The organism is Alteromonas lipotrueae (assembly GCF_019249215.1).
Taxonomy (GTDB): Bacteria; Pseudomonadota; Gammaproteobacteria; order Enterobacterales; family Alteromonadaceae; genus Alteromonas; species Alteromonas lipotrueae.
In genome coordinates, this window is record NZ_JAESDI010000010.1 from 143,700 (window position 1) to 162,965 (window position 19,266).

The window sequence follows — 19,266 nt, forward strand, 5'->3', positions numbered from 1 at the left end:
AAAGATAAGCACTTAACTTTAACGCGTAAGATTACCTTCATGAAAAAGCCAACGATCAAGGATGTCGCTAAACTAGCTGGCGTGTCATTCAAAACCGTGTCACGGGTGGTAAACCAAGAACAAAATGTAAGTGAAGAAGTAAAATTACGCGTTCAAGAGTGTATAAAACAGCTCAATTACCAGCCCAATCATACTGCCAGGGTTATGCGGAAATCTCCGTTTTCATTGGCTTTCGTTTACGATAACCCAAATAGCCACTATGTAATTGAAATGCAAAATGGCATTATTTCAGAGTGCCGTAAGCAAGGATTTGAGTTAGTTATTCACCCTACAGATTCTCGTTCTGAGGAGGTGGGTAAAGAGTTGGCCGCGATGATTAACTCAAGCCAAATAGGGGGTATTATTCTTACCCCACCATTGTCAGAAAACCGAGAGCTGGTGACGTTTTTGCTTAACCGTGATGCCAAAGTAGTACGTATTTTGTCGGGTGCATCTGCGCCTGATAACCTTGCGCCTGTTGTGCATGTCGACGACGTAGAGGCAGGACACAAGCTGACAAGTTACTTATTAGAGCTAGGGCATAAGCACTTAGCGTTTTTGGGCTATCATGCGTCGCATGAATCTAGCTTAGGTAGGCTGCAGGGCTTTAAAGATGCCCATGAAGAGGTTGGCGCAAGGGTTGATAAGAACCTAATAGTAGACGGCGAGTTTACGTTTGAATCTGGTATGGCGATGACAAAGCAAGTGCTCTCAATGTCGCCGAGACCCACGGCTATTTTTGCCTGTAACGATGAAATTGCCGCCGGTGCAGTGTTTATGGCAAGGCTAAAAGAGCTTCGAGTGCCAGAAGACATCTCTATTGTTGGATTTGAAAATAGCCCCTTTTCAACACAAACATGGCCACACTTAACTACGGTTAATCAACCCAACTTTGAAATAGCCGCTGCTGCTGCTGCAATGGTCATCAAAATGATGCAAAGCAAAGATGTACATTCGGTTGATTCTTCAGGTTTTACATTAGATGTGGTGTTGCGCGACTCTGCCAGTAAGCCGCAGAACGACAAATAAGGTCTCTGTAACCACTATTCCCACACTGAAATTTTGCTGTAAAAACTTATTGCTCACGTTTGACAACGTTGACATAAGTTGGTAGCGTCAAAATGGAGTGATGAAAAAGTCACCGAAAATAATAATAAATAAAATCTATTCAGCTGGTTGCCTGAAGCTGAAAACAACAACAGTGTGAATGAATGTGGGAACCACAAATGAACCAGTCACTTCCAAACAGAACCATACTTGCTACTGCCATAGTATGCGCCCTTGGTGCGCCCATACATGCCGTGGCACAAAACAGTCCATCAGGTGAAAACAACGATATTGAACGTATAGACGTTACCTATCGTTCAAGTCTGGTACAAGCAGCCGCAATGAAACGAGACGAGACCAAAGTTGCGGACATTATCACCTCAGAAGATATTGGTAAGTTTCCTACTGAAAATATCGCCGAGGCCATTCAGCGTATTCCGGGTGTGCAAATTTCGAATATTAATGGGCGAGGATCGACAATTAGTGTGCGTGGATTAGGCGCACAATATGCGCGTACCACTATTAACGGGCAAACCATGGCCAGTGCCGATTTCACGGGTGGTTTTCGGTACGACATTATTCAATCTGAATTAGCGTCAAGCATTTCTGTTATCAAATCGCCAAGTGCCGACATGGATACCGGCGGCTTATCTGGCACTATCAACATAGATACGACCAAGCCACTTTCATACAGCGAACGTAAAGTGGTGGCATCTTTGAAAGGGCAGTATTCAGAGTTTTCGCCCACTGACGATGTCACGCCAAAGGGTAACATTACTTATATCGACCAATTTGCTGATGACACGGTAGGTGTTTTCTTAAATGCGGGTTATCAGGAGCTTGACGATCGCGTTGATAACTTTTGGATGGGGCGCTGGTTCAGTGATGATGAAGGGAACGACATACCGCGAAGACCTCGTTATCGCAGGATAGACCGGGAAACCAAGCGTTACCTTATGAATGGCGCAATTCAATGGCGTCCAACAGATAATTTCGAAACCGTATTCACGGTGATTTATGCTGACGACGACACTCAGCAAGATTTAAATCAGCAGGTATTTTTGTTCGATCGTGAAGATATAACTTTATTGGGCGAACCAGAAAATGGCGTATATAACCGCGTTCGAATTGACGATTTCACCCTTGAAAACAACCGTCAAGAAGAAGACAAGCAAGCCACCAGTAAGGCGTTTACGTTAGCGTCTACCTACGAAACAGAAAACTGGACGCTGTCAGGCGTTGCCCATTATACCAAAGGTGACGCTGTGCACGCGGAAGAGGCTGTTATTCTGGCCACTACCGTGTCTGCTACCATGGATATTTCTGACCGCAATAATGTGGTGTTTAACGTAGATGAAGACTTAACAGACCCTGCGTTATACCCAGCAGATATGCCACGTAACGAATACCCAAATGGTGCCACTCGCTATATGGACGCGTCAGAGACAGCGCTTCAGTTTGACGCTGAACGTGCTTTACAAGGTGAAGTTTTTACTGGTTTTTCTTTCGGAGCCAAATACCGCAAAGAAGAGTTTAACCGTAATATATACCGTACAGACAGATTCGCGATAGGCGATGCTGACCCTGACGATTTACCGCTAATGTCTGATTATAACTTTATGGTAACCGACTTTCTCGATAACCAAATGTCGATTGGACATGGGTGGGTTGCACCTGATATTCAAGCTTATCGAGATGCGCTTGTTGCCGAAGGCGTTACTGTGCCTACGTTCTTTGCGGCGCAATCGTCTTATGGGATTACCCGCGATGTATTAGCGTTATATTCGCAGCTAGATTTCGAAACCTATTTGGGCGATTTAATTCTGCGCGGTAATGTAGGCGGGCGTTATGAAACCACCGATAGAACCGTGAACACCTATCTTACTGGTGACAGTCACCCAGACAACGGCGAAATTCGACTGATTGTGGGTGAGTACGCAGACGACTACGACTACAGCAACTTTTTACCCAGTGTAAACTTGGTGTTAGAGCTAACCGATGATGTGCAAGCTCGCTTTGCGGCGGCTAAAGTATTGGTGCGCCCCATTCTAACGTCAAATACGCAAATTGCCGCTTCTGAAACCTCGGCAAGCAATTCTTTCGGTACAACTACGTATACGGTTGACCTTGGGCAGCCTAACATGGAAGCGATGACGGCCGATCAAGCCGACGTAGGCCTTGAATGGTATTACGGTGAGGGTGATAGTGTAGCGTTAACCTTGTTCTGGAAAGAAATAAAGAACGGTTCTGTGTCTGAATTTGTTTGCCCTGACAATTACAACGATGTGGCGCTAAGTGGTACGCCTTCCGATTGTGTAGATACCAGCGGCAATATTTATGAAATTACCAGTACCTACAACGACGATTCAGGCACTAGTATAAAAGGCTACGAGTTAGGCTGGAATCAAGGGCTAGATCAGCTACTGCCAATAAAAGGCTTTGGTTTTTCTGCTAACTATACCTTTATTGATGCAGAAGATAGCGAAGACTTCGTGTTAACAAATTCTTCTGAAGAGACCTGGAATATTATTGGCTATTGGGAAAATGATACTTTTAGTGCTCGCATAGCATTAAACCACCGAAGCCCTTACATTCAAGACAATACCGATGCGTTTTTTGCAAGGGAAGGGCGTGTTGTTGATGGCAGAAACCAAATAGATATTTTGCTTAGCTACAACGTTACCGAAGCGCTTAATATGCGATTTGGTGCACTAAATATAAATGGTAATAACGAAGAAGCCTACTTTACCGATGAGAAGCCAGTGTGGCAGACCACCAGTATTATCGGTTCGAGTTATTACCTAAGTGCGGTTTACGCATTTTAATAAATGACACTGCCGCCATCACATGGGTGGTGGCAGTGTATAACACTTAAAATTTGTTTGGTGTCAGGAATTAACACAATGAAAAAAACGTGGTCATCTTCTTTTCGCATAGTGTGCTTTAGTGTTGCAACAGTGCTTTTAGGTTGTGAAACACAAGTGGAAAGCACCGCAGCTGTAGCAGGAGAAGAGCAATCAAGCGTGCAAGACGTGCTGAAGCGAGTATCTAACGGGCAGGTACCTAATATAACCACACGGAAAGTAACCGATGCCGGTAGCGACTGGTACGAAGTAGATGTTACCGATGGGAAGGCCGAAGTGGTGGCCAACAGTAACACCGCATTGGCGTACGGCGCATATCAGTATTTGCGTAGTCAAGGGGCGTTGTCGGTAAGCTGGGAAGGCAGCCGTGTTGAATTTCCTGATTTTTTTCCTGCATATGATGGTAAAAAAATAGAAACACCATTCCAGCAAAGAGCCTATTTAAACGTGTGCGCGTACGGTTATACCACTCCATGGTGGACATGGCAGCGATGGGAACAAGAGATTGATTGGATGGCGATACACGGGATAAATAACCCGGTTGCTATGGAAGGCCAAGAATATGTATGGCAAGCCTTATGGAAAGAATTTGGTATAAACGACGCACAACTGGCTGACTATTTTTCAGGGCCTGCTTTTACGCCGTGGCAACGCATGGGCAACATAGAAGGCCACGAAGGGCCGTTACCGCAACGTTGGATAGATAAAAAGCACGCGCTGCAAAAACGAATTTTAGCCCGAATGAGCGAATTAGATATGAAGCCCGTGGTGCCGGCATTCAGTGGTTATGTGCCTAAAGCCTTCGTAGATAAACACCCAGAGGCCAAAATATATGAAATGCCACGTTGGACAGGCTTTGAGAACGCAACCTATTGGCTAGACCCTGCCGACCCGCTATTCAATAAAGTCGCTAAGCGCTTCATCGACATTTATACCGCCGAATACGGCGAACAACAGTATTACCTTTCAGACGCCTTCAATGAAATGTTACCGCCTGTGTCGGAGGAAACCCGCTATGCCGATCTTGCTTCTTACGGTAAACGTATTTATGCGTCTATTCAGCAAGCAGCGCCCAATGCGGTGTGGGTAATGCAAGGGTGGATGTTTGGTGCCGACGAAGAGTTCTGGGATTTAGATTCTATAGAAGCCTTTCTAAAAGATGTGCCAGACAACAAAGCTATGATCCACGATATTGGCAACGACCGCTATCATGTGTGGCAACGAACAGAGGGCTTTAAAGGCAAGCCGTGGATATTCGGTTTTATACATAATTATGGGGGTTCCGACCCCGTATACGCCGATTTTGCCGACTATGTTGAACAGCTACGTGTTGTCACCCAGTCAGAAAATGCAGGCATGCTAACTGGTTTTGGGGTATTCCCAGAAGGAATTCACAATAATTCAGTAGCATACGAGTTTTTGTTCGACCTGCCATGGAACCCAGAACCGAACATGCAGGCGTGGTTGTCTACGTACACGCAGGCTAGATATGGCCAAAGCTCACCTGAGCTTATGGCGGCATGGGAACATGTAGTTGAAGGGGTATTCTCTGTTAACTATTGGCAAAGTCGCTGGTGGGAAGGGTCTGCCGGAGCTTACCTATTGTTTAAGCGCCCGAGTATTGCCATGACTCAATTTGAAGGGCACCCGGGAAATCTTGAACAATTAGATAAAGGCATTAACCAGTTACTTGCCATTGCACACGAATATAGTGATTCGCCGTTATTTACCTACGATCTTGTCGATTTAATTAAACAGTCTGTATCGCTACATATAGACAGCATGCTTCAGGAAGCCCTACGCGCATACCAGCAAAAGCAGTTCGAGAAAGGCAATACACAATTAAAAGCGGCAGAGTTAGCAGTGCAGAACCTAGACACCTTGCTAGGCGTGCATCAAGAAAATTTGCATTCATGGTTAAGTGACGCCAGTGCTTATGGCGAAACACAAGAAGAATCGGCCTATTACGTTAAAAACGCGCGGCTGCAAATAACCCAGTGGGGTGGGCCTAAGCTGAAAGACTATGCCTCTAAAGCTTGGCAGGGCATGTATGCAACCTACTACTTCCCGCGCTGGAAGCAATATTTAACAGCCTACCGTACGGCAAGGGAAGATGGCGTGGATTTTGATGATGCAGCGCAGCAGCAGGCCTTAATTGAGTGGGAAAGTGAGTGGATTAACGACCTTTCAATTCCGCCATTGATTGAACCAGAAGCACCCATCGCACTAGCAAAAAAAGCAATGAACGAAGTTACACAGAGCCAATAAAGTTGGCTTAGCATAAACCTGTTATAAGCAATATCGTCATACCCACCTGATACACAATTAGGTGGGTATTTTTTTATTTACCGCGCAAATCTTCATTTGAATTCCTGATGTAGTAAATTGTATACATTAACTTTATAAATGTATTGATAAGAATTTTCAATTTGTTGTGCCTTATTTCACTCACTATACTCGATGGTGTTTTCTACCCTTACCTAAGAGAAAGTGGAATGTCTAACACCACCGCCCTACATGCAAAGCACCTAGAATCTGGTGCCAAAATGGTTGATTTCTTTGGCTGGGATATGCCAATTAACTATGGTTCACAAATAGAAGAGCATCACGCAGTTCGCCAAGATGCAGGCATGTTCGACGTGTCGCACATGACCATTGTTGATGTAAAAGGCACACAAGCCAAAGCATACCTTCAACACCTTCTTGCCAACGACGTTGCTAAACTTCAAGTAAAAGGCAAAGCGCTATACAGCGGCATGCTGAATGAAGAAGGCGGCGTGGTAGACGATTTAATCGTGTATTACTTCGATGAAACTAACTATCGCCTAGTAGTAAATTCAGCCACACGCGAAAAAGACATGAACTGGCTTAATAGCAACGCTGAAGGTTTCGACGTATCTATTACCGAACGCCCAGAATTCGCCATGATTGCCGTGCAAGGCCCTAACGCCAAAGAAAAAGCCGCAACGCTTTTCAGCGCCGCGCAAAAAGAAGCGGTTGCAGGCATGAAGCCATTTTTCGGCGTACAAGCTGAAGATTTATTTATTGCTACCACTGGGTACACCGGTGAAGCAGGCTACGAAATTATGGTACCAACCGCGCAAGCCGCAGGCTTCTGGCAAGACTTGCTAGATGCAGGCGTGAAACCTTGTGGTTTAGGTGCACGTGACACACTTCGTTTAGAAGCAGGCATGAACTTGTACGGCCAAGATATGGATGAAACCGTATCGCCATTAGCCGCTAACATGGGCTGGACCATTACGTGGGAACCAAGCGATCGTAACTTTGTTGGCCGCAGCGCACTAGAAGCACAGCGTGAAGTCGGTACCGACAAGTTAGTAGGCTTAGTGATGACAGATAAAGGCGTGTTGCGCCACGGTCAAAAAATTAAAACCGAAAGCGGCGAAGGCATTATTACCTCGGGTACATTTTCACCGACATTAGGCCACTCTGTTGCATTAGCACGAGTACCTTCAGATGTTGGCGAAACTGTTGAGGTGGAAATGCGCAAAAAGTGGGTTACAGTAAAAGTGGTTAAGCCCTCCTTTGTTCGCAACGGAAAAAGTGTTTTATAAGTTAACAGAGAATAACAGGAACGATTATGAGCAACATTCCAACAGATTTACGTTACGCATCTACCCACGAATGGGTTCGCCCAGAAGGTGACGGGGTATTCACTGTAGGTATTTCTGAGCACGCTCAAGGCTTGCTTGGCGATATGGTATTTGTAGAACTGCCAGACGTTGGCGACACCGTAAGTACTGGCGACGATATCGCTGTTGCTGAATCGGTAAAAGCGGCTTCAGACGTTTACGCGCCTATTAGCGGCGAAGTAGTTGGCGTTAATGAAGACCTAGAAGATTCACCAGAGCTTGTAAACTCAGACCCTTACGGCGATGGCTGGTTATTCAAAATTAAAGCAGATGATGCCGAAGAAGTTGAAGGCTTGTTAGACGCTGACGGTTACGAAAACAGCATTGACGAAGAGTAATTCATTCGTTGCTTCTAAACCGGAGCGTAGTAACCAGTAATAATTAAAAAGGGGCTTCTAATTGGCCCCTTTTTATCTTTACGTTTTTATTTGTGTTTTATCCTGCCTTTCGGGGCAATACATTGCGAGTGCTTAACAACGTTATGTCGAATACTTCCCCTACATTAGCTCAACTAGAGCAAAAAGACGCATTCATTCGCCGCCACGTAGGCCCAGGCGAAGAAGAAATTCAACAAATGCTGTCGGCCATTGACGCAACATCGTTAGACGATTTAATTGCGCAAACCGTACCGGCTGGCATAGCGCTACCCGAGCCGCTAAAAGTAGGCGAAGGGGCAACCGAAGTAGATGCACTAGCCGCATTAAAATCAGTTGCTGGCAAAAACGTAGTGAACCGATCTTTCATTGGTATGGGCTATTACGACACCCACGTGCCTAACGTTATTTTGCGCAATGTATTGGAAAACCCAGGTTGGTACACCGCCTACACCCCGTATCAGCCAGAAATTGCCCAAGGCCGTTTAGAAGCTATTCTTAACTTCCAACAGTTAACCATTGATTTAACCGGTTTAGAGCTAGCGTCTGCTTCATTACTTGATGAAGGCACCGCCGCCGCTGAAGCCATGACATTGGCAAAGCGTGTATCAAAAAACAAAAAAGCCAGCAGTTACTTTATTGCTGACGACGTACACCCACAAACTCACGACGTAGTAGCCACACGCGCTGAAATGTTTGGTTTTGGTATTATTACCGGCCCAGCTAGCGAAGCTGCCGATCACGATGTATTTGGTGCATTACTGCAATACCCAAGCACTACCGGTGAAGTCACCGATATTTCAGACATTATTGCCGCGGTTCAAGCGAAAAAAGGAATAGTGGCAGTAGCCGCCGACCTAATGAGCTTGGTGTTATTAAAATCGCCCGGTGAACTAGGCGCAGACGTTGCCCTAGGTAGCGCACAACGCTTTGGTGTACCAATGGGTTACGGCGGCCCACATGCTGCCTTCTTCGCAACACGCGACAGCTACAAGCGTTCATTGCCTGGCCGTATTATTGGCGTAAGTAAAGACACCCGCGGCCGCCCAGCACTACGTATGGCATTGCAAACTCGCGAGCAACATATTCGCCGCGAAAAAGCCAACTCGAACATTTGTACCGCGCAAGTATTACTAGCTAACATGGCCAGCTTTTACGCCGTATACCACGGCCCTAAAGGCTTAAAAGCCATTGCTCAGCGCATACACCGCTTAACCAATATTTTAGCGGCAGGGCTTACAAACAAGGGTGTAGCCCTTAAGCACAGCACCTACTTCGATACCCTAACCGTATTGGTAGATAACAAAGACGCAGTACTAAACAAAGGCTACGAACACGGCCTAAACCTACGTGCCGATTTAGAAGGCGCAGTTGGGGTTTCACTTGATGAAACCACTACCCGTGAAGACATTGCTACCTTGTTTAACGTTATTCTAGGCAGCGACCACGGCTTAAGCGTAGAAGCACTAGATGCCGATGTAACTACGCAGCCTGCTAGCGCCATTCCAGAAAACCTACTACGCACCAGCGATATTCTTACTCACGAAGTGTTTAACCAGTACCATTCAGAAACTGAAATGCTGCGTTATATTAAAAGCCTAGAGAATAAAGATTTAGCGTTGAACCACTCAATGATTTCATTGGGTTCATGCACCATGAAATTAAACGCTACTGCGGAAATGATCCCCGTAACCTGGGCTGAATTCGGCCAAATTCACCCGTTTGCACCACTAAACCAAGCAGAAGGCTATCAAGAAATGATTGCCGAGCTAGCCGAGTGGTTAATTAACGTAACCGGGTACGACAACCTTTCTATGCAACCTAACTCAGGCGCACAGGGTGAATACGCAGGCTTGTTGGCCATTCAGCGTTACCACGAAAGCCGCGGTGAAGGGCACAGAAACGTATGCTTAATTCCAAGTTCAGCACACGGCACTAACCCAGCTTCGGCACAAATGGTTAGCCTAAACGTAGTGGTAGTGAAGTGTGACAACAACGGTAACGTAGATTTAGACGACCTTCGCAAGAAAGCCGAAGAAGTGGGCGATAACTTATCGTGCGCTATGATCACTTACCCATCTACCCACGGTGTGTACGAAGAAACTATTCGTGAAATGTGTGAAATTGTGCACCAGTACGGCGGCCAAGTGTATATGGATGGCGCGAACATGAACGCGCAGGTGGGCATTACGTCACCTGGTTATATAGGCTCAGACGTATCGCACTTAAACCTACACAAAACCTTCTGTATTCCACACGGGGGCGGCGGCCCAGGTATGGGGCCAATTGGTGTTAAGTCGCACCTTGCGCCTTTCTTACCAAACCACACGGTAGTGAATATTGAAACAGCAGGTAAAGACTGCGGTGCGGTTTCAGCGGCACCATGGGGCAGTGCGTCTATTCTGCCAATAAGCTACATGTACATTAAAATGATGGGCTCGGCTGGCCTACGTAAGGCAACCGAAGTAGCTATACTTAACGCCAACTACGTAGCCAAGGCGTTAGAAGGGCACTACAACGTATTGTACAAAGGCCGAAACGGCCGTGTAGCCCACGAATGTATTATTGACCTGCGCCCATTAAAAGAAGCCAGCGGGGTAACCGAAGTAGATATAGCAAAACGCTTAAACGACTACGGTTTCCACGCGCCAACTATGAGCTTCCCAGTAGCCGGCACGCTAATGATTGAGCCGACTGAATCGGAAGCAAAATACGAGCTAGACCGCTTCGTAAATGCCATGATAAGCATTCGCCAAGAAGTAGCGAAAGTAGAAAGCGGCGAGTGGGATGCCACTGACAACCCGTTACACAATGCACCACATACGCTAGCCGATATTTGTGACAGCGACTGGAACCGCAGCTACGACCGCAACCTAGCGGCGTACCCAGTACCAGAAGTACACAGAAATAAATTCTGGCCGTCGGTTAACCGCATTGATGATGTGTTTGGTGACCGTAATTTGATTTGTTCTTGCCCTAGTATAGAGAGTTATATTGAGGGGTAGGGGAGTAGGTTGTTTTTGAGCTAGCAGCGTTGCTGCTAGTGCTGAGTTATTTGAAAGGCGAGCCATTTGGCTCGCTTTTTTGTTCCAGTTTATGCCTTGCTAGTATTTAGTCGACTGCTGTGTACGTGAAGCGGACACTGGGGAACAACGGAGTTTGTAAGCAAAAATAGCATTATTGTTTAATCATAAACTTTGGATTACACTTGTAATCAGCTTCACCATCAGAGTTCATGGATGAAAATCTTAAACCATACTTTAGTTTTCTTAGTGCTTTTATTATCGGGGTGTGCGAGCAAAACTACCGTTCATGTTTATGCAAAATACCTAGATAGCACTCAAAGAGACGAAATTAGCAACGCTTTTGATTCGTCTCAAAAATTTCGCGTTCAATTGAATGAATTCGACTTTCCCGCGAGTGTTACCGAAAATACTCTTCTCTACTCATTAATTTTACTTGAACCTGAAGCTATTGATATAGCCTCTTACATATCAGCTACTGCCAGTTTCACAATACAGCGAATTGAAGGTTTGAGTAAAGGAAATCATTGGTATACAAAAAGTTCAATGGCTCTATTTCTATTGCCCAAAAACAAAGACAATAAACGAATGTTTTTCCGACAAGATTTAGTGAACGAATACGAGGCTAAAGACTGTAGTGAAGCTACTTCTTTATATCTTCATAAGGATGGCTCTTTCACTCTTGAAATGGCTACAAAAAGCACGGGCACTGATATGGTTATTGGTGTGTGGAAATATAGACAGTACCCTTTTTTAGAATTGAAAAAGAAAGGAGCTACTTATGCAGACTATTATTTTGAAATAAAGCGGTTTAGGGACGCTGACAAGGTAAGTGAAATAGATTTTGTGGAGCTGGTGTCTTTAAATGCGGGGAGCTTGCCCGAGAACTGCTCCTTTTTAATTGGAACAAGAATTTGACTGCTGACTGTTATCAAATTCTGCTGTTTGTCTTTTGATGCCCGTCAAGGCTCGCTGTTGGACAGCTGTGTACGTAGAGCAGCCCTCCAATTAAAAGCAGGTGAAATTCCTGCAATTCGCTTTAAGCAGTCTACAAGACTACCGACCCTATAGGTGAAATACTCAGATTAGATCTGAGCTTATACAAATTAAGGTGTTCTTCTCAGCCCAACCCGTTTTCCCAAAAATTAGCCTCTTATGTCGTCTGCTGAATCAAAGCTGCAGCATGTTTAATGGCTTTTCGAATCCTATGATAGGTACCACAGCGACAGATATTGTCGCTCATAGCTTCATCAATGTCATCCTCGTTGGGATTGGGATTAGACTCCAAGAGTTTGACGGCGGTTAAAATTTGTCCCGCCTGACAAAACCCACACTGAGCGACATCTTCGTTTATCCATGCTTCTTGCACCGGATGCAGAATGTCATCGACCGCAAGCCCTTCAATAGTGGTTAGCGATGCACCCTCCACTTCTTCCATCGGAACAATGCATGGGCGGACTAGCTCACCGTCTTTAAAGATAGTGCAAGCGCCACACACGCCAACACCGCAACCATATTTTGGGCCAGTAATACCAAGCCGATCACGCAAGAGATACAGGAGCTCATCGTCGTTTTCAGCGTCGATAGAAACCGGGTTATTGTTAACATTAAATGTAATTTGTGGCATGAATTAACCCTCTGGATAGAAGTCACGAAGTGGAAAACGACGTGGTGCAATACCCGTCGCCCTGGCAAATGCGTTGGCTATCGCCGCTGCCGCCGCAGGCACTACCAACTCGCCTGCACCTCCCGGTGTTTCTCCGTTAGGCGGCATAAAATGCACTTCAATATCCGGTGGCGTGTTGCGCATTCGAGCAATTTCAAAATCGCCGTAACTGCTCTCGCGTATTGCGCCATTGTCGAGGTGTAAACTGGTGCGAATCATGTAGGTAATGGCATCGGTTGCCGCACCGATAACTTGCGCCTCAAGGCCGGTGGGATTCAATACTCGGTTCACATCCAGCGCGACAACAATCTTGGTGACTTTACTTTCTTTCTCCGGATCTTTGAACGTTTGTAATTCAACAAGCACGGCAGCTCGAGACTTATACTCTTTATGCAACCCGAGGCCCTGGGCACGTCCTTTTTCCATACTCCTTCCCCAATTGCCCTCTTGAGAAACTTTCCGCAGAACAGCTTTGGAGCGATCATCATCCAGCATTTGTAACCTGAACTGGTATTCATCCTTGTTCATTGCGCGTGCCAATTCGTCAACAACTATCTCGTTTGCGACGGCAGCTGTGCCGGAGTAGATGCCGCGCCAAGAGGAGGTTGGCACAACGAATTTTTTTTCGTTTAGCAGCAAGGAAGTTACACCAAACTTATATTGCACTAGTTGCGTTGAGTGCCAGATTGTCTGGCTGAAAGCAGCGGGCGCTAATTCTCCTCCCAATGCAGTAATACCGTCGCCAAAGCCATGTTCGAGATCCAATTCAGCGGTCGCAGCGCGATGGTCAAACGACAACACTTTTTTGCCAATTAAAAAACCTCTAGTGTAAGTCGCTTTTACGTTATGCAAGCTGAGCGGTCGTGCGCGGCCAAACTTTGTGTCGTCCTGTCGAGTAAACATAAGTTTGATGGGTCGGTTTACAATTTGTGAAATACGAGCGCCTTCAACTGCTGCATCAAAAAATAAGCGACGGCCAAATGAGCCGCCGCTCTGAATTACATTCAACTCGACGTCAGTGGGTAAGACTCCAAGGTCACGCGCAATTTTGGCTTGTGCTGCAAGTGGCGTCTTGGCACCAGTCCATACCCTGACCTTTGAGCCGGTTGCATCGGCAACTGCTGTCATGGTTTCCATGGGGGCATGTGCCAAATAAGGAAAGATGAACTCGCCGCCAACCGAATCGGTAGCCAGAGGAATATTAGGTAAGGTTGGCAGGTTTATCGCACGTAACTGCTCAATGACCTCGGCGTCAGATAGATTTTCGGCAGCACCCACACTCCATGAAATATTAAGTGCATCACGCGCACGAAATGCTTCGCCAAAGGAACGCGCAACAACGGCCACGCCAGAGGAATTTGCATCAACATCCAGCGGAACTTCTTTGATGGCAAGGACGCCGGGCAGGCCTATTGCCTCAGAATCGTCAAACGTGATCACGCGACCACCTAAGCTGGGTGGCCTAGCGACCAAAGTGGGCATCGCATCTGGTACTACGTCGAGATCCATCGCGAAATCTAGTTTGCCGGTGACGATATCGCGCGCGTCAACCCGCTTTTGCTGCGTACCGATAATTTTGTATTGTGACGGATCTTTAGGCTGTGCCAGTCGAGCGGCATCGTTGCGTCCTTCAACACCTGCGGTGAGCTCAGAGTAAGCAATGCGGCTGCCATCGTTATCAATCGCAAAGCCATTTTCTGTGCTAATTTCGTTCACAGAAAGCCCGAAATGCACTGCGGCTGATAATTTTATCTTAAGTAACAGAGCTGCCGCGACCTTGCGCAGCGGATCCCAAAGAGAGGTTATGGCGTGAGAGCCTCCTGTAATTTGACCAGTCGCTCGTCTGATTTCTGCCGGAGATAAAGTCGCATCAATGGAGGACATTTCAACGTCCAGCTCTTCGGCAAGAATCATCATTGCAGCGGTTAATATACCTTGCCCCACTTCCATTCGTGGAAGCTCAAAACGGACACGGTTATCACTCGTTATCTTAATTAAATAATCGTAGTAGAAAGGGTCACCGGAGATGAGCAGCAGGTCTGTTAAATCCAGTTCATCTGCAAGCTCCGGTATTCCTAACAACTGGGCGTTGGCATCCTGAGGACGTAGAGCACCGCCGGTTATATGTAACGCAACGGCAAAACTCGAACCCTTGAGCATGTAACCAATAAACTTTCTTCGTCCGGTGTTTTCTGTCTCGACAATGTGTTCGTCATCACTATCGGATTGATCATGTTTCTGTGAGGAGGTAATCGTCTCTATTTGTTCTGCATGGTTGCTTTTTGTCATAAATTCTCCTTTTCAGTTCAAGACCTTCGATCGTTAACTTAAGCTTAAGAAAAGTCGTTTATTTAACGCAGGCATTTGCAGCTTGCTAAATATCTGTTAACCGGATGTTATCATAAAGTATAGTTTTTTAAACATTAATGGTAAGTAATACTAAAGTTGGGGGCTCCCCTAGTGTAAGGAGCATATTTTTTGTGAGTTGAGCTAATAAGACAGGCATAACACGTGGCACCCAAACTGTACCGCAGTACACTTTCTTTAATTTGGTTAGCTATTCACACTGTTAAAGGAGTAAACCAACGTTAGAAAATCCTGATGCCTAAAGCCAGAAAATCGCAAATTAGTTTATTGGATACGCCATATTATCACTGCGTTTCTCGCTGTGTACGCCGCACATTCTTATGTGGTGAACAAGACGGCAAAAGCTTTGAGCATCGTCGCCAATGGGGGGAAGACCGAATTCATACCCTAAGCGAAGTGTTTGCTATTTATGCCCACAATCAACACCAGCAACGGGTTTAGGGGCGGCAAAGTGCTAGGCAGTTACTGGGATAGTGTTGCGCCTGAATAGATAGATTTAGTGCCACTTCACACGAGCGAAATAATAAATACCGTTGAGTAAAAATTAGACTTACGCACATATCTACTTTTAAAGACAATCTCCAAAACAGGTAAATTTATCTGCATCAATAGCCTAGTGCTGAATCGTCGAGCTTGTCATTTTTGCATTTCTACTATTTCTAAAGATGATTGCCTTGCTTAATAGTTTAATATTCTTTTTTCGGGTGAGCGGGAGTTGAGGGACAAGTGGCTTAATATCTCGTTACCAATACTCGCAGGCGAACGCCCGCGAGATTATTTCTCAACGGACGAGCGAAGAACTCGTCTAAAAGAAGTTCTAGGGGGAATGAAGTTCGGATAGATTTCATAATTAGAAATCATTGCACCTGCATAAAAAGTCTATTAGCAGGTGCGTTAGTTCCTAAGTTTTCAGGTAAAGTCTAACACGCCTTCAGAAAGGATTTAAGCGTGTTAAATCCCTCCGATAAATCAACTTTATAAGCAACTGCCTGATGCTCATTAGAAGTCAACTGTGAAGAGTATCCTTTGCTGTTGAAGCCTCTGTAGTTTGAACTGGATATATAACGCGAGCCTTTGCCGGGGCTGATGCTCACGCCGTTCATTTCGCTCGTCATACTATCGAGTTTAGAACTCATGCTGGGATGGAATGTGACAACCAGTACCCCTTTTTTGAGTCCTGTTTTACGACTGATATAGGCGACGGTATTATCACCACGTAAAATAGCCAATTCTTTTGATGTTCTGGATTTGCTTGGTATTGCTTCAAGGCTTAACTCAGCAACGTGTTCACGTATTTTCCGTTCAATATCATCAAGCATAAAACCGTCGGCAGCTGACGCCATTGAGCCGAGGCTGGCAGCAGAAACTGACTGACTTTTTTTCTCAATACCTTTTTCGGATGGGCCACTCCTTTGCGCTGCCGTTGTTATTGTAGAGCGCTGTTGTGTGTCTCCGAAGCGTTTCAATGGCTCGCCACTCAAGTTCTGTCGATTTAGTTGAGTTAATAGCTGTCGCTTAGCATCGTCAATCGTGTCAGCGTTAGTTTTATCTGACAGCTTGTCCCGAGCTTTCTCTCCCAGAAAGTAAGCGACCCTTTCGGCGTTTGCACCCGACGGGTGTGGCAAACCGATGAGTAATTGATTTCTATTTAATAGCCCACGATCGCACAGAGCGAGTAAAATCTTATCTACGCCTTGACCCATAGGAAGATAAAACGCTGATTGAGGTAACTGACGAACTTCGTCAGCTAGACAATTGTCTACCATTTGCTTTAGTAGCGGGTCTGAAAGTCCTTTTTTGGCTGAACTGATAGGCTTACCTGCCTGCAATGTCGGATATCGAAAAACTGATGTACTGTGAAGCAAGTGATTGTTTTCGGTAAACAGCGTTCCACAGCTATCTATGTCAAGCTTACTGTTAATACCAATGTAGTCCAGCAGGCGAATAAGGTTATTTCTTATAGCGCCACTGAATGCACCGGTTTGCTTAGCCTTTTCCGATATGGTATCCATGCTCTCGCCAGTTTTAATTAGCGCAGAGGCCTTTAGGTTGGCTATGTTAGCCTGAGTCGCGCCCGGCGATATGCCGACCAACACAACTTTTGCCTGCTTGTTCACGTGTTCAAATGGCGAAAAGTACACATCGATGTCGCCACGAGACTCGATATGAAGTTCTTCGCAAAAAGGCGAGCCGTTGCTATAGGCGCTAAGTGCTTCTATATTTTCACTTAATTGATTGTTGTCCATAATGTCCTCAGTGGTTTCTTGTCAAACGACGTGCGGTGTAATGCCCGCAAGTGATCACTGTGTCTTCCTCGTCATAACTTACAAAATAGGGCTGGTTCTTAGCACTCAGTCTCTCAATAGTACGGGCAAGTACTTTGCGTACTCGTTTTTTTTCTTGCAGAGGTATGTTCGTAAGGCCACAAAGCATTGAGAGAGCCTCTTTTATTGCCCCTATCCATTTTGCTTTTTCAGCCTTTGGAACAATAGACAAAGATGTGCCACCTTTTTGTTCAACGACAACACCAATCGCAGCAAGAATTTTCAACTCCTCTTCATGAAAAGAGCGCTGTGCAAGGCGGAGCTCGGCGTGATTCGTTATTTTCACTTTTCATCCTCTAATATAATACCGAGAAGCATTAGGATAAATTCTGCGTCAGCAGAGATACGCTTTGTGGATACTGCTTTCTTATATTTAACTTGTGATTTCACGTGAGCCACACTCCCTTTGAATTAAACTTCCAAAACTTCATCTTTAGAAATAAACGTCCATTCGACGGCTGTAACAACGCCAAAATTCCCCTTATCGTTTGGTCGGCGCCACTTCGCCAGTGGCATATACAGTAGTTCATTTCTAGCATCTATAAACGACTCGATATAACGCTCGGCACCTTTTTCGCCAATTTGATATCCTCGAGTCATTCTGCATTTGCTAGAGAAGTAAGTACCGTCTTTTGCAACAGGCACGTAGAAAGTATTATCACGCTGCTCACGCTCATGCAGCTCATTGAAGTTTATTGTTGGCTTGAAAGAGTTTCGTTGTTTAAGCCAGCTCTTAGCTTCCTCTACAGAGGTATAGTGTTTTCCGCCTATAGGCTTAAACTTTATCGGCGTAGTGCTTTTTGAATTCTCATTTCTGACACTTTGGACTGACATATCAGCGATAGATGCAAGCTCTCGCAACTCTATCTGGCCACTAGTGTATTCAAAATCGTCATCCAACTCGTACAGCTCACGCATACTGACATCATCGTTTATGACTAGCTCGTGACGTGCCCTGGCTGCCAGCTTTATTGTCTCAATAACGGCTATAGAGTTATCATCGAATGCGTGAAACGGATAGTCTGCGTAGAGCTTTTCCAATAATGAAAATATCTCCATCATCGAAAAATCATCGGGTAACATTTCGCCTTCAAACAAGTGACCACATATTCCGTAGCGGAATTGACGCTCTATTGTGCACTGCAATTCGTCTGCATAAATGTCTCTTTCAATCTTTGGCATGAAAGAGGTCATGCATTTGCTTGCCTTGATATGAGCTTTAAGTAGTTGCTCTGATCGCTCTTCAATAAGCTTTTGGGTAATGAATTTGTGTTTTATCTGTTTCATGCCAGCCTGCATATTATAGGTTATGTTAATTTCTGGGCTGGTGATTTTACGGATTGTCCTTTATTTTACAAGTGAAAATATTATTTGCATTGATAATATTTTAGCAGATAGTCATAAGTTGTTGAAATGTATGTTTTTATATTTTTAGCTGACCAAGCATCTCTCCAATTTCCACTAAACAAGACAGTCATATTTTGTCGCTGGTTGACTATAAATCTTTGGTGTAGCTAGCTAATAAGACAGGCATAGCAAGTGGTATCTAAACTGCACCGCAGTACACTTTCTTTAAGTTGGTTAGCTATTCACACTGTTGAAGGAGTAAAGCAACGTTAGAAAGTCCTGATGTCTAAGGCCAGAAAGCCGCAAATTAGTTTATTAGATACACCATATAATCACTGCGTTTCTCGCTGTGTACGCCGCGCATTCTGATGTGTTGAGGAAGGCGGCAAAAGCTAGCATCGTCGCCAATGGGTGGAAGACCCTAAGTGAAGTGTTTGCAATTTAGCCCATAATCAACATCAGCAGGGGAGATAAAGCGCTAGGCGGTTACTGGGATAGCGTTGCGCCTAAATAGATAGATTTAGTGACACTTTACGCGAGTAAAAGAATAAATGCCTTTAAA

12 protein-coding genes and 2 pseudogenes are annotated in these 19,266 nt (G+C 45.3%); 9 read left to right on the forward strand and 5 right to left on the reverse strand.

Annotated elements, in window-relative coordinates; all coding sequences use genetic code 11:
* Positions 1 to 39: 39 nt before the first annotated feature.
* From JKP82_RS13615 to JKP82_RS13645, 7 genes are all read left to right on the forward strand, one after another.
* Positions 40 to 1,068, forward strand: a complete 1,029-nt coding sequence (locus JKP82_RS13615; protein WP_159532636.1) for a LacI family DNA-binding transcriptional regulator — start codon at positions 40 to 42, stop codon at positions 1,066 to 1,068.
* Positions 1,069 to 1,265: 197 nt separating this feature from the next.
* Entirely contained in the window at positions 1,266 to 3,911 is a 2,646-nt protein-coding gene (locus JKP82_RS13620; RefSeq protein ID WP_218397418.1) for a TonB-dependent receptor, read from the forward strand.
* A gap of 78 nt (positions 3,912 to 3,989) precedes the next feature.
* The gene (locus JKP82_RS13625) at positions 3,990 to 6,218 is read left to right on the forward strand and encodes an alpha-N-acetylglucosaminidase (RefSeq protein WP_218397421.1); all 2,229 of its coding nucleotides are present in this window, start codon (positions 3,990 to 3,992) and stop codon (positions 6,216 to 6,218) included.
* 227 nt (positions 6,219 to 6,445) lie between these two features.
* Positions 6,446 to 7,525 carry a glycine cleavage system aminomethyltransferase GcvT gene (gene gcvT / locus JKP82_RS13630; protein ID WP_218397423.1) on the forward strand — a complete coding sequence of 360 codons (1,080 nt, stop codon included), beginning with the start codon at positions 6,446 to 6,448 and terminating at the stop codon, positions 7,523 to 7,525.
* A 26-nt stretch (positions 7,526 to 7,551) separates the two neighbouring features.
* Positions 7,552 to 7,941: a glycine cleavage system protein GcvH gene (gene gcvH / locus JKP82_RS13635; RefSeq protein WP_129739833.1), complete on the forward strand. Its 390-nt coding sequence runs from the start codon at positions 7,552 to 7,554 to the stop codon at positions 7,939 to 7,941.
* A 143-nt stretch (positions 7,942 to 8,084) separates the two neighbouring features.
* Positions 8,085 to 10,982, forward strand: coding sequence for an aminomethyl-transferring glycine dehydrogenase (gene gcvP / locus JKP82_RS13640; protein WP_218397425.1), 2,898 nt, complete (start codon positions 8,085 to 8,087; stop codon positions 10,980 to 10,982).
* Positions 10,983 to 11,216: 234 nt separating this feature from the next.
* Entirely contained in the window at positions 11,217 to 11,918 is a 702-nt protein-coding gene (locus tag JKP82_RS13645) for a hypothetical protein (protein ID WP_218397427.1), read from the forward strand.
* A gap of 235 nt (positions 11,919 to 12,153) precedes the next feature.
* On the opposite strand, the gene JKP82_RS13650 is transcribed toward JKP82_RS13645, so the two are convergent.
* A complete protein-coding gene (locus JKP82_RS13650) occupies positions 12,154 to 12,627 on the reverse strand; it encodes a (2Fe-2S)-binding protein (protein ID WP_159532624.1) in 474 nt (157 codons plus the stop codon).
* 3 nt (positions 12,628 to 12,630) lie between these two features.
* The gene (locus JKP82_RS13655) at positions 12,631 to 14,955 is read right to left on the reverse strand and encodes a molybdopterin cofactor-binding domain-containing protein (RefSeq protein ID WP_159532622.1); all 2,325 of its coding nucleotides are present in this window, start codon (positions 14,953 to 14,955) and stop codon (positions 12,631 to 12,633) included.
* A 312-nt stretch (positions 14,956 to 15,267) separates the two neighbouring features.
* Between JKP82_RS13655 and JKP82_RS13660 the strand changes: the two are divergent.
* A pseudogene (locus JKP82_RS13660) lies at positions 15,268 to 15,441 on the forward strand (Type I secretion system protein TolC); the annotation flags it as partial.
* Positions 15,442 to 15,953: 512 nt separating this feature from the next.
* Here JKP82_RS13660 and JKP82_RS13670 read toward each other — a convergent pair.
* The 3 genes from JKP82_RS13670 to JKP82_RS13680 form a co-directional block, all read right to left on the reverse strand.
* Complete coding sequence (locus JKP82_RS13670) at positions 15,954 to 17,279, reverse strand: uracil-DNA glycosylase family protein (protein WP_218397433.1); 1,326 nt, start codon at positions 17,277 to 17,279, stop codon at positions 15,954 to 15,956.
* 7 nt (positions 17,280 to 17,286) lie between these two features.
* Positions 17,287 to 17,643: a hypothetical protein gene (locus JKP82_RS13675; RefSeq protein WP_218397435.1), complete on the reverse strand. Its 357-nt coding sequence runs from the start codon at positions 17,641 to 17,643 to the stop codon at positions 17,287 to 17,289.
* Between the two features lie 125 nt (positions 17,644 to 17,768).
* Positions 17,769 to 18,644 (reverse strand): hypothetical protein, encoded by an 876-nt coding sequence (locus tag JKP82_RS13680; RefSeq protein ID WP_218397437.1) that lies wholly within the window; start codon positions 18,642 to 18,644, stop codon positions 17,769 to 17,771.
* 342 nt (positions 18,645 to 18,986) lie between these two features.
* On the opposite strand from JKP82_RS13680, the pseudogene JKP82_RS20895 reads away from it, so the two are divergent.
* A pseudogene (locus tag JKP82_RS20895) lies at positions 18,987 to 19,070 on the forward strand (Type I secretion system protein TolC); the annotation flags it as partial.
* Between the last annotated feature and the right edge of the window lie 196 nt (positions 19,071 to 19,266).